The organism is Dyella sp. (assembly GCF_051954575.1).
In the GTDB taxonomy this organism is placed as follows: Bacteria; Pseudomonadota; Gammaproteobacteria; order Xanthomonadales; family Rhodanobacteraceae; genus Dyella_B.
Genome location: NZ_JBQCHP010000153.1, coordinates 1 through 12,457 on the forward strand (window position 1 = coordinate 1; position 12,457 = coordinate 12,457).

Sequence of the window (12,457 nt, forward strand, 5' to 3'; positions counted from 1 at the left end):
CGTCCGGCACCTGGACACGTGGATCAAGACCATAGGCGCGTACAGACCCGTCAGGAAGCACGTCGATCCAGCCAGTCAACAACATGCTGGCTTTAACTGCCACGTGATTTGAATTGGAACTGGCCAAGGCGGTGCACGCCATCAATGCAAACAACATTCCTGAAAACCAACGCTTCACATGCTCTCCCTTTGCGAAATGATTGGTGTGAGAAGTCTTCCCTTTTTTTGCACCTGATCAAGTAAAACCCTGCGATGCCGATCGGTCACCGCTCGCGCAAAAAAAACGAGCGATGACGGCACGGATTCGATTGCCTAATCATCATGCTTTACGTTGACCGTGTGCATGGGCCGACATTGATCGCCATTGCAGTCGATCAGCACACTGTAGCCGGAGCAAGGCGTAATGTAGGTCGCGTCGCCGTTGACCTGTACTGCGCCGCATCCCAGCTGGGTTGCAACACTCTGCGCCATCGACATCACAGCTGCGCTGGCAGCGGACATCTGGGAAGAATCTGGAGCGCTGGACACGGATGCCACCATGATCTTGGCGTCAGGAGGCGATGATGACGCCGTCGCCTGTTCGGCAATCGTCGCGTCTGCGGCAATAGCTGTCGTCTTCGCGGGTGCGGCAACGACGTCTGGAGTGACGATTATCGGTGCATTCGAGTCGTAATGATCCAAATGATTCTTGATGGCCAGCTGTACCGCGCTCGCCAACGGATCCTGATCGCCGTGCTTATGGATAGGAGCAATCGTGCGCGTGAATACTTTCTTTCCGTCGATATCCGTATCGATGAAAACGATATACACGGCGCCCTTCTTCGGATTTTCGCTCTTGGCGAACAGGCCGTTCTGATATTCGTCGCTCGACTGGGCGTTGAATGTCTTTTCATCAAAAAGCTGGGTACTTGCCGGCACATCGTGGTCGGTTATCGACTGCGCTATCAGCGCGCCGATCAAACCACCCGCCACGGCGCCGGTCGTTTGGGCCAAGAGCTGCGCTTTCGTATTCTGGTAAACGACAAAATGGTAGACGCCCACCTTGGGCAAATGGCCAGACGCATTGAACTTGTCGAACGCTTGATACTGCAACAAGCGAATCGGAGACGGCGAAAGCCTCGCGTCGCCAGTGCGAATGATCCCGTATTTATCGTTGGAGATCAGCAGACTGAAAATCTTCTTTTCCTTCTCACTGTCAGGCCGCATGTCACTGATCGGTAGCGAGTCGGATTTTGCGATGTCCGGCAAATTGACCTTCGTTGTCATGGGCGCGCAGCCCGTGCACGCCAACATCCAGAGCACTACGATGTATCGCTTCATACTTCCCCCTGTCCATGTCAATGAAACGAATTGCGCGAGCATTATGACGCGGCGCTTGCTTACGCGAGGGTTTCCCTGGACACCGGAAGTAGCGGGTCGAATTTTCTTGCGTTCAAAGCTTGAGATACATCCGCCGCTTTCCATTCCCAACACGACCAGCCACCAGAACAGCACGAACGCGACGGCCCCGGTCAGCGGAGTAACCCAACTCGCAAACAGATGCCTGTAAAGCGGCCCTGCCACCCAAGCGCCGGCAGGAGATCTGCATCAACTCGGAGCCGGCGTAAGCGGCGATGGCGTTCCAGGGACAGCAAGCGGCGCGGCGCTGTGTTCACGGTTTGCTCGTGGCTGTATCCGCGGGCACCAATGACACGCTGCCAATGGCATACAAGGGCCCATCGGTCGGCGTCGTGAATATCAGGCACAGCGTGTGTTCGCCGTGCTGCGTAGGCATCGCTGCGTCGAGCGCAAAATGCCTGGCGCTCGATGCCGGGTCAGGCAGCGACGCGGTCGCCAGCACCTGGCCATCGCAACGATCCTGATGCACGACCAGCTCGCCGAACCGCGTGCTGTGCGGACGCGACACCACCAGCTTGATGTCGTGCGCCAGCGCATAGTTGCGCTCAAGACGCGCCACCTCGACGTGAATCGCATGGACACCGTCGAGTGGCGCCGATGGATATTGCTGGCACGTATCGAACACATTCACGGGATACACCGGCGACATGCTGGTGGCGTCCGGCATGGGCTGCACGTGCAGGCGGAAATCGCTGCCCGCGCAATTGGTGAGTTCCGCGCCCGCCTTCGTCAGCAGATGCGCGCGATCGATCACCCGGAAACGCGTATCGGCCAGTACGCTGCCATCGCTCGCATAGGTCGCTGCCTTGATCGTGGCGGGCCAGGTCACAGTGAACGGTTTGCTGTAGAGCGGCGCATCACGGCCCGGCGCACGGCCGTCGGTGGTGTAGCGGATGTCGCCGTAACCGGCCTGGTTGGAAAGCGTCACTTCCACCTGTTTGCTTTTCAGTGCCGCGTTGGCGTCGACCTGGATGACGGGGGCGAACGCGCTATCGGCAACATCCACATGCTGTACGGCGTAACGCTGGAACTGGGCCGACAGGCGCGCCAGGAAATCGTTCCAGTCCAATGCCGATGCCGGCGACCACACGACTTCACTGAACGCATCCAGGCGCGGGAAAGCGGCATGTTCCACATGGCGCATGCTCGGCATATGTTCGGTCCATGCATTCGCCTGAGCTCCCAGCACGTGCGCGGCCTGTGCGGGGTTCAACACGGCCGGCACCGGGTTGAAGCGATAGACGTTTTCCAGGCTGCGCACGGGTTCGCGTCCGGCCGCTTCGTCCGGCAGGTTGCTTTGCAGGCTGTCGAGATACAAGTCGGGCGCGGGCGACATGACGACGTCGTGCCCGAGCTTCGCCGCCTTGATCGCCCCATCGGTACCGCGCCAGGACATCACCGTGGCGTCGGCCGGCACGCCGCCATCGAGAATTTCATCCCAGCCGACCAGGCGACGGCCATGCGCCGCAAGATACTTGCCGATGCGGCCAATAAACCAGCCTTGCAAGGCATCTTCATCTTTCAGGTGCAGCGCGCGGATCTTGGCCTGGATGGCGGACGACGCCTTCCATTGGTCCTTGACGGCTTCGTCGCCGCCGACGTGGATGTAGCGCGACGGGAACAGCGCCATCACCTCGTCCAGCACGTTGTCGATGAACTGGAACGTCGCATCGTCCACGTTATAGAGATAAGGATTCACGCCCCAGTCCACCGACACCGGCGGACGCTTGCCGGTTACGCCGATCTGCGGATAGGAAGCCACGGCGGCTTGCGCATGGCCGGGCATGTCGATTTCCGGCACCACCGTGATGTGGCGCGCGGCGGCGTAGGCTACGACATCGCGAATCTGATCCTGCGTGTAGAAACCGCCGTAGCGCTGCGGCTCCCCATCGTGGCCCGCATCCGGCGGCGTGCGCCACGCGCCGATGCGTGTGAGTTCCGGATAGCGCTTGATTTCGATGCGCCAGCCCTGGTCGTCGGTGAGATGCCAATGCAGCACGTTGAGCTTGTGCTGGGCCATCTGGTCGAGCAGCTTTTTGACGTCGTCCACCGACTGGAAATGGCGTGCCGAATCGAGCATTACGCCGCGCCAGGCGAACCGTGGGGCATCGCGGATGTGCAGTGCCGGTACATCCACCGCGCCCTGCTTCGCATCCGGTGTCAACAATTGGTATAGCGTGGCCGCACCGTAGAAGAGGCCGGCGTCATCACCCGCTTCGATGTGTATGCCCTGGGGGGTGACATCGAGCGTATATGCCTCGGCATGATCGCTTTTGGGACCGCGCCGGAAAACGATGGCGCGGCCGGCGCCCTGTGTATCGACCACCTTCATATGCAAGCCGCGCGTGCGTGCGACCAGGTCCGCGAGGTATTGCGCGGCACTGCGCGCCGATGCGTCGTGTGCAGGAACGACAATGGCCACATCGTTGTCGACCTTGAGCGATCCGCTGCTGGATTGAAGTTCGGCGGGCTGTGGAATCAGCGGCGGCGTAGCAGCCTGGGCCAAGCTGAAGAAGGTCAAGCAGAGAAGCAGAACAGCGTATCGCATACGTCTTCCTGTAAAACCGAGTGGATGGTTTTCCCCTGGATTGAGCATACCGAACACAAGCGTGGATACCTACGCCTGCTGGATATTCAATCACCCGGCAAAACCGCCGCCGAAAACAAAATGGCCTACGGCGTCGGCATTCCGGCGTCGCAGGCCACGTTTGTCACCGAACTCCCGAAAAAATCGGACCTGGCAAACCATCACCAGGTCCTTGGCGGGGAAGTAAGTCAGAACTTGAAGCGAACGTTGAAGTAGTACTGGCGGCCGTTGACGTAGAACGCGTAGGGCTGCTTACCGAAGGTGCTGTTGTCCTGGTAGTAGTAGCGATACTTCGGATTGTTGAGGTTCATCGCGTCGAAGGAGAGCGACATCCAGTCGTTGACCTTGTAGCCCACCGACAAGGCAAGATTGCCCACGCCGCCCTGGTAGTAATTGGCGCCATGGCTCACCGTGTCATAGAACGACGAACGATAGGTGTAGCTCAGCCGCGCATTGAACAGATCGTTTTCGAAGTAGAACGAAGTGTTGAACGTGTTCCTCGACGTGCCTTGCAGCGGCCCGCCGCCGGAAGCATGCGCATTGGCATAGGTGTAGTTGGTTTCCACGCCGAAGTTGTCGCCGATCGGCTGGTCGTAGGTCAGTTCGAAGCCCTTGACGTGGCCGCCGGTGTTGCTGGGCACGGTGACGGTGTAGGTCGAGAAGACGTCATGCCCCGCCGTTTGCGATGCCTGGATGTCCTTGTACACGCGCTGCACGTCGGCGAAGTTCACATAGTCGCTCAGCACCATGTTGTACACGCTGCCCGACAGCAGGCCGCGCGGCGCGAAATACCATTCCAGAGCAGCGTCGAAGTTGGTGGAGATCAGCGGCTTCAGGCCCGGGTTGCCGCCGGAACCGGTATGCGTGAGGTCGTCCAGCGATACGGAACCTGCGAGCGCCGAGTAGTCCGGACGGGTCATCGTTTGTGATGCAGCAAAGCGGGCGACGAGGTCATCCGTCAGATCGAACTTCAGGTTCGCGCTGGGCAGCACCTTGTTGTACGAGTGATGGATGGTGTTCCAGTAGTAGGCGCCGAATGCGGAACCGACGATCGGGCCGGCCGCCGACGATGCCGTCGGATCGGGGTTGGTGGTGGCGTCGTTGATCGTCTCAGCCGTATGCACGTAGCGCAGACCAAGATTGCCGCCCCAGCGATCGCCATCGAAGTTCGCCTGCGCATAAAGCGCGGTGTCCTTCTCTTTCACCTTGTAGATGTCGTTCCAGTAGAAGCGCGTCACCGGATCACGATTGGCGAACTGTGCGTCGATCTGCTTGAGCTGCGACGGCGTGAAATACCACACGCTGGCGGGAACGTTCGCGCCGATCTGGCTGCCGAAGTCGCCCGGGTAGTTGGACGTAGCGGTGGGATACGCAGCCGGATTTTGCCAGTTGCTGGCAGAGTTCGGACCCTGCGCGATGTCGTTGAGGCTTTCGCGGGTGTGGGTGGAATAGCGCCCACCGAACTGCAACGACGACATCGGGCCATCGAAGTCGAGTTCGCCATCGAATTTGGCCCAGCTTTCCTTATCCACCATGTGGATGCCCTGTTCGCCGAAGATCCAGCCAAACGATGGCGCCATGGTGGATTGGTTGTTGTTGACCGGACCTTCGCTCCAGCTGATCGGCGAACCCAGGCCATTCATCGACCAGCTGCCGGTCCCGCCGACGTTTGCGCCCAGTTCGATCACGTCCTGGTGCGGACTGTCGCCGGCGCCGTGCGTGGTGCCGACTTCGCCGCGGAACCGGAGTTTGTCGGTGACCTTCCAATCCGCATCCAAGGTGACGTAATTGGTCTTGGACGAAGCACCGGGACGCGAAATCTGGTCGTACACGCCATAGGAACCGGTGCCGCCAGCGATGCTTCCGGCCGTGATGACGTTGCCGCGCGTTTGCACGTTCGACAGTACGGCGCCGCCGGTCAGCGCATTACTGGTCCACAACATATAGTTGCGGTTGAAGTTGTCGGCCTTCATCAGCGAATAGAAGCCGTTGAGGTCGAGCGTCAGGTTGTCGGTCGGCTTCCACTCCAGGTCGAACGCACCGCCTTCGCGCTTGCGCGTCTGCGTAAAGAGGGCATTGCCGATTTCGTTGGGGTAGTAATACGTCTTGCCACCCAAAGTCGTACTGTTGTAACCGCCAACCACTTCCTGGCCATCACGCTGCAGGCTGCGTTCTTCATAGAACGCCTGGGCGAGGATGCCGAACGTGTTGTCGTCGCTCTTGTAGTTGAACAAGCCGCTGAACTGCGGCTTGACGTTGCCCGGCAGATCCGCATACACGCCGCCAATCGAAGCCTCGGCGGTGATCTGCTTGGCGTATTCGAGCGGCTTGCGCGTGATGATGTCCACCGTGCCTGCACTGCCGCCTTCCATCAGGCTCGCTTCGGACGTCTTGTGCACCACCACTTGGCTGACGATTTCCGACGGTAGCAATGAATAGCTCACGCTGCGACCCACGGTCTGCACCTGGTTCAGCACGAACCAGTCACCGGTGGCGACGGTGTGACCGTTGATCATGGTCTGGGTCATGCTGGGGTTGGTGCCGCGCAAGCTCACGCGATCGGCTTCGTCGAATGCGCCTTCGCTGGCACTGGACGAGCTGATGTTCACGCCCGGCAGGCGCTGCAGCGTATCGGCCACGTTCTTGGCCGGCAGCTTGCCGATGTCTTCGGCGGAAACCACTTCCACGTGCGTGTTTTCCGCGCGCTTGGTGTCGATCGAAAGCTCGCTGCTGCTACGGATACCGGTAACGGTAATGGTGGACAGCTGCTTGACCTTTTCCCTGTTGGCCTGCTCTGCGCTGTTCTGCTGATTGGCCTGGCTCGAGGTCTGCGTGGTGTCCTGTGCATGCAACGTACCGGACAGGCATAAGCTGGCGATGATGCTCGCGGCAAGCATGGTTCTACGGTTTGACATGACTTTTCCTCCCCTCAGAGGCGTTTCTTCAACACGGAAAATGTTCGCGGCATGTCCGTGCTGTGTGGCGTGATGGGCTTGCGCCCGGTTCGTTTCGTAAAGCCTTCCTCTACTCTTACCTTTTTGCGCACGCGCATCAGTGCGCGTGCTGACCATCCAGATACAAGCCGGCGGCGCCGATTACGCCGAGCTGGCCGTGTTCCATCAGTCGCACCGGCACCTGTTGCAGGAAAGGGCGCATCACGCCCTTGTTGAAATAGCGCTCGGCGAACGTGCTCGACAGCAACAGATCGCGGATCTGCGGCAGGATGCCGCCGGCCAGATACACACCGCCGCGCGCGCCGTACAGCAGCACGAGATCGCCGACGAAGCTGCCAAGCAAACCGCAGAACACGTTCAAGGCTTCAATCGCCGCGGCATCGGTGCGTTCCACCGCGCTGCGCGTCACGTCTGCTGGCAGCTGCAGGCTTGGCTTGGCGCCGCGCACATCGCAGATCGCGCGATACAGATTGAGCAAACCAGGCCCGGACAACGCGTGCTCGTAGGACACATAGGCGCGATCACGCGCAAGCCAGCGCAGGATATCGATCTCCAGTTCATTGCCGGGCGCCAGCGACACCTGCCCCGCTTCCGTCGCCAACACCGTGGCGTGCGGCTGGCCGGGCAACAGCACCGCCGAACCCAGGCCAGTGCCCGGCCCCATCACCAGCACAGGGCCGACGACTTGCGGCGCACTGGTTTCGATCACCGCTACCGTATCGGCGTGGGTCATGAACTGGGTGGCGTAGGCGACCGCTTCGAAATCGTTGATCACCGCCAGGCTGGCGATACCTAGGCTTTCGCGGATATCGCGAATGGATACCGGCCACGGCAGGTTGTCGTTGACGATGGCGTCGCCCAGCACGTAGCCGGCGCTGGCCACGGCGCAGCTCTCCACGCGCGTACCGGCGTTGAGCTGGCCAACGAAGTCTTTGAGAACGGCAGTGAGGCTGGGCCATTCGGCGCAGGCGTAACGGCGGTATTCCAACACCGTGACGGGACGATGGCCGTCCGGATGCGGGCTGACCAGCCCGATGCGCGCATGCGTGCCGCCTACGTCGGCCGCCAGAAATGCCCGCTCCGGCGACGGTGCCGATTGCGCCTTGCCATGTACGACAGCCTGAGCCACGCCCCCTCCCCTCACGTTTTTTGTCGTGCCCGCCCTACCGAATTTGTCGGCTTACCCACCAGGCACGTCTCGATGGCGGAGTCTGGTCAGGAATGACAACGCTGTCAACAGGTCGCCGCGCAGGTCGTGCAGGGACTTGTGTCGCGGCGCGAAACGCCTGCCTGCATGGCTGGCGCTAAGAATTTTTAATCCTTTGACACTAAATGGTTTTTCGTCCAATCATCTAGGCCGATTGGCCTATCCAAGGCGCTGCTGCGATGCGTCACACCGGACTGCCGGACGGGGCCAAATGACGCACGTTGTCGGCGGTGCCGAAAGCCTCCGATTGACAACGTTGTGCATTGGGGACAATAAAGGACGTCACGGCGGTGTCGGTTGCCGACATCGGGCCTAAGCCAAAGGTAGCTATACGTTTCCTAGTGACGTCCTGTTTATCTGCCGCCATTCCTGCAAAAGCAGGCATCCATGCTGCCTCGACGGGGAAAGCAACAATGGATTCCCGCATTCGCGGGCATGACGCCAGGAAAGATCACTAGACGTGTAGATAACTTTGAAACCAAGCACGGGGAATCGCTACATGTCATCCACCACGTATACCGCCGACGCACGCACGTCGACCTTGCTGCCGATGATGATCATCGGCGTGCTGTTCTTCGTCATGGGATTCTTCACCTGGCTCAACGGACCGCTGATTTCGTTCGTGAAGGTGGCCTTTACGCTGGATGACGTGAACGCGTTCCTGGTGCCCTTTGCGTTTTACTTGTCGTACTTCGTGCTCGCCTTGCCCGCAGGCGCCGTGCTCAAGCGTACCGGCATGAAGAAGGGCATGGTGCTGGGTCTTTTTATCATGGCCATCGGCGCGGCGCTGTTCGGCGAGTTCGTGCGCATTCGCATTTATCCGGGCGCACTGGCTGGCTTGTTCGTGATCGGCGCGGGCTTGTCGTTGCTGCAGACGGCGGCCAATCCATACATCAGCATTCTTGGCCCGATCGACAGCGCGGCCCAGCGCATCGCCCTGATGGGCATCTGCAACAAGATCGCCGGGGCACTGGCGCCGCTGGCGTTTGGTGCTTTGGTGATGGCAGGCATCGATGCCTTCCTGGAGCAGGTCACCAAGATGGCAGAAGGTCCGGCACGCGAAGCCTCGCTCAATGAATTCGCCGCGCGCGTGTTCTGGCCGTACATGGGCCTGGCCGGGCTGCTGGTGGTGCTGGCGATCTGGATCCTGCTTTCGTCGCTGCCGGAGATCAAACCGTCCGGCGCCAACAGCGAACGCTCGATCGGGCACAGCAAAGGCGGCATTTTCAGCTTTCCGCATCTATGGCTGGGTGTGCTGTGCCTGTTCCTGTACGTGGGCGTGGAAGTGATGGCCGGTGACGCCATCAATACCTACGGCCAGGGTTTCGGGCTGCCGCTGAAGGAGACGTCGCACTTCACCACCTTCACCATGGGGGCCATGCTAGCCGGCTATGTCCTCGGTTCAGTGCTGATTCCTCGCATCATTTCACAGCAGCGCTATCTAGCCATCTCCGCTGTACTCGGCGCCGTGTTCGCGGTGTGCGCGTATATCACCCACGGTTACGTTTCCGTGGCCTTCGTCGCCGCGCTCGGCTTCGCCAACGCGATGATGTGGCCGGCGATCTTCCCGCTGGCGATCAAGGGCCTGGGCAGCCACACCGAGCTGGGTTCGGCCCTGCTGATCATGGGCATCGTCGGCGGTGCACTGCTGCCGCAGGCGTTCGTGCACCTGAAGCAGTACATCGATTTCCAGCTTGCGTTCGTGATTGTCATCGTGCCGTGCTATCTGTACATCCTGTACTACGGCATGCGTGGCCATAACGTGGGTAGCCATGCCGGCTAAGGCAAGCTTGTGAAGTCAGGCGTCGACGCTTCTACCACCCCCACTCGACCCGGCCACTGGGCTACGATGCCCAACCGTTACCCGGGAGGAACTCTCGTTGCACAGCCCCACCATCAAGGACGTCGCCAAGCATGCCGGCGTTTCGTTGAAGACGGTCTCACGCGTCATCAACCACGAGGCGGCGGTACGGCCCGAGACCCGCGAAAAGGTGGAACGGGCGATCGAGCAGCTCGGCTATCGCCCCGACCCTTCCGCGCGCAGCCTGCGCAGCAGTTCCCACGCCTATGCGATCGGCCTGGTCTACGACAATCCGAACGCGCACTACGTGATCGACATGCAGAACGGCGTGCTGTCGGCCTGTCGCGAACGCGGCTTCGGCTTGCAGATCTACCCCTGCGATTCGGCAGCGCCCGGCCTGGCCGAGGAGCTGGTTTCGCTGGTGCAACGCGCGCGCCTGGCCGGGTTGATCCTGGCGCCGCCGATGTCGGAACAATCGGCTCTGCTGGCGACGCTGAAAGCGCACGATGTGGATTTCGTGCGCATCATCGCCTCGCGCGAAGATCCGAAAGATGGCATGCCGTGCGTCTACGTGGACGACCACGACGCGGCCTATGCGATCACCGAGCACTTGATCCAGCTCGGGCATACGCGCATCGGTTTCCTGTGGGGCGAACCGCATCACCGCTCCAGCCCGGAGCGTTATCAAGGCTATGCGGACGCATTGAAGGATTACGGCATTGCGCTCAACCGCAAGCTGATTCTTCCCGGCCGCTACGCGTTCGACGACGGCTTTCGCGGCGCGCGCAAATTGCTGGCCTTGAAAGAGCCGCCCACCGCGATCTTCGGCTGCAACGACGAGATCGCCGCCGGCGTGCTGGCGGCGGCGCGCTCGGCCGGGCTGGACGTGCCGTGGGATCTTTCCATTGCCGGGTTCGAGGACAGTCCGTTCTCCAAGCAGGCGTGGCCGGCGCTGACCACCGCGCGGCAATCGACCAGCGAAATCGGACGGCATGCGGCGCTGCACCTGATCAACGGCCTGCAACAGGACAACGATTTGCCCAACGAGGGCTTCATGCCGGAACTGGTGGTACGTGGATCGACCGCGCCGCCGCGGCAGACGTAATTGCGGGAATCGGGAATCGTCAATCGAGAATGGTGAAAGTCGGGCGGCCGCGAATGTGCCGCACTCGGCTTTTCACCAGCTGCGCGGCCCGGTCCTTGAATTTCATTTTTTCTCATCCAACCCTAACGGTCGTCGGCGATGACGAGTTGGTAATGGTGCCCACGAAGCGCACCGCGCTTTTTACTATTCCCGATTTACGTTTCCCGATTCCTGGCCCTAACCGGAGCATCCATGAAATCCGCTAGCGACACCCTGATGTACAACGAGGCGCAGGAGAGCGCCGCCACGGTCGAACGACAGCTTGCGCAGAACGCATCCATCCTCAAGGCGCTGGGCGAACGCCTGCGCGCGAACCCGCCACGCTTCATCGTGACCTGCGCGCGCGGCAGTTCCGACCACGCCGCGGCGTATGCGAAGTATGTGTTCGAAACGCGGCTCGGCCTGATCACCGCGTCGGCCTCGCCGTCGATTTCCTCCATCTACGATGCGAACCTGAAGCTGGACGGCGCATTGTTCGTGGCGATTTCGCAGTCCGGCAAAAGCCCTGATTTACTGCGCAGCGCGGAAGCGGCCAAACAGGCCGGGGCTTATGTGCTTGCGCTGGTGAACGTGGAAGATTCGCCGCTGGCCGCACTGGCCGATACGGTGATCCCGCTGCGCGCCGGTCCGGAACGCAGCGTGGCGGCGACCAAGAGCTATCTCGCCACGTTGGCTGCCGTGCTGCAGTTGACGGCGCACTGGTCCAACGATGAGGTTCTGCATGCAGCGGTGGCACGTTTGCCCGACGACCTGCGACGCGGCTGGGAAGGCGACTGGAGCGCGCTGGAACAGGGCCTGGTAAGCGTGCACAACCTGTTTGTCGTAGGCCGTGGCTACGGTTTTGGCGCCGCCTTGGAAGCAGCGCTCAAGCTCAAGGAAACCTGCGGCCTGCACGCGGAAGCGTTCAGCGCCGCCGAAGTGAAACATGGCCCGATGGCGCTGGTCGGCGAAGGCTTTCCGGTGCTGTTCCTGGCGCAGGACGATGGCACGCTGGAAAACACGCTCGCCGTCGCCAACGAATTTCGCGCACGCGGTGCGCGTGTGTGGGTGGCCGCGCCGGGTGCGCCGGGCGCCGATACGCTGCCGCTGCCTTCGGGCATCGATCCGATCGTGACGCCGCTGCTCGCGGTGCAGAGCTTTTATCGCGCCGCCGCCGCGCTGTCGCTGGCGCGCGGCTACGATCCGGATGTGCCGCCGCATCTGCGCAAAGTGACGGAGACGGTTTAAGGATGCTCCGTTGTGTTCTGCGCAGGTGGCATGATGACCAGAAGGCCCGCAGGTTGTGTTGCGCGGCGCCGGGACGACTGGCCGTCTTGCCAAGCCGCGCGGCGCAGACTGCGGGGCTTCTGGTCCTCACCCCATCATT

At 61.2% G+C, this 12,457-nt stretch carries 8 protein-coding genes; 4 read left to right on the forward strand and 4 right to left on the reverse strand.

Annotation, left to right across the window (positions count from 1 at the left end; all coding sequences use genetic code 11):
• Positions 1 to 312: 312 nt before the first annotated feature.
• Positions 313 to 1,266, reverse strand: coding sequence for a hypothetical protein (locus tag ACTHNE_RS18800; protein ID WP_440270018.1), 954 nt, complete (start codon positions 1,264 to 1,266; stop codon positions 313 to 315).
• 385 nt (positions 1,267 to 1,651) lie between these two features.
• A complete protein-coding gene (locus ACTHNE_RS18805) occupies positions 1,652 to 3,946 on the reverse strand; it encodes a beta-N-acetylhexosaminidase (protein ID WP_440270019.1) in 2,295 nt (764 codons plus the stop codon).
• A 24-nt stretch (positions 3,947 to 3,970) separates the two neighbouring features.
• Here ACTHNE_RS18805 and ACTHNE_RS18810 point away from each other — a divergent pair, with 24 nt between their 5' ends.
• On the forward strand, positions 3,971 to 4,201 hold the full coding sequence (locus ACTHNE_RS18810; protein WP_324941062.1) for a hypothetical protein: 231 nt from the start codon (positions 3,971 to 3,973) through the stop codon (positions 4,199 to 4,201).
• Here the strand turns inward: ACTHNE_RS18810 and ACTHNE_RS18815 are convergent.
• Complete coding sequence (locus ACTHNE_RS18815; RefSeq protein WP_440270020.1) at positions 4,174 to 6,900, reverse strand: TonB-dependent receptor; 2,727 nt, start codon at positions 6,898 to 6,900, stop codon at positions 4,174 to 4,176. The two genes, ACTHNE_RS18810 and ACTHNE_RS18815, sit on opposite strands and share 28 nt — an antisense overlap.
• Positions 6,901 to 7,036: 136 nt before the next feature.
• Positions 7,037 to 8,068 (reverse strand): glucokinase, encoded by a 1,032-nt coding sequence (gene glk, locus ACTHNE_RS18820; RefSeq protein ID WP_324941057.1) that lies wholly within the window; start codon positions 8,066 to 8,068, stop codon positions 7,037 to 7,039.
• Positions 8,069 to 8,645: 577 nt separating this feature from the next.
• Between glk and ACTHNE_RS18825 the strand changes: the two genes are divergently transcribed.
• The 3 genes from ACTHNE_RS18825 (at position 8,646) to ACTHNE_RS18835 (ending at position 12,318) form a co-directional block, all read left to right on the forward strand.
• Positions 8,646 to 9,929 carry a sugar MFS transporter gene (locus ACTHNE_RS18825; protein WP_324941053.1) on the forward strand — a complete coding sequence of 428 codons (1,284 nt, stop codon included), beginning with the start codon at positions 8,646 to 8,648 and terminating at the stop codon, positions 9,927 to 9,929.
• Positions 9,930 to 10,026: 97 nt separating this feature from the next.
• On the forward strand, positions 10,027 to 11,052 hold the full coding sequence (locus ACTHNE_RS18830) for a LacI family DNA-binding transcriptional regulator (RefSeq protein ID WP_440270021.1): 1,026 nt from the start codon (positions 10,027 to 10,029) through the stop codon (positions 11,050 to 11,052).
• Positions 11,053 to 11,283: 231 nt separating this feature from the next.
• Complete coding sequence (locus ACTHNE_RS18835; RefSeq protein ID WP_440270022.1) at positions 11,284 to 12,318, forward strand: SIS domain-containing protein; 1,035 nt, start codon at positions 11,284 to 11,286, stop codon at positions 12,316 to 12,318.
• The last annotated feature ends 139 nt before the right edge of the window (positions 12,319 to 12,457 follow it).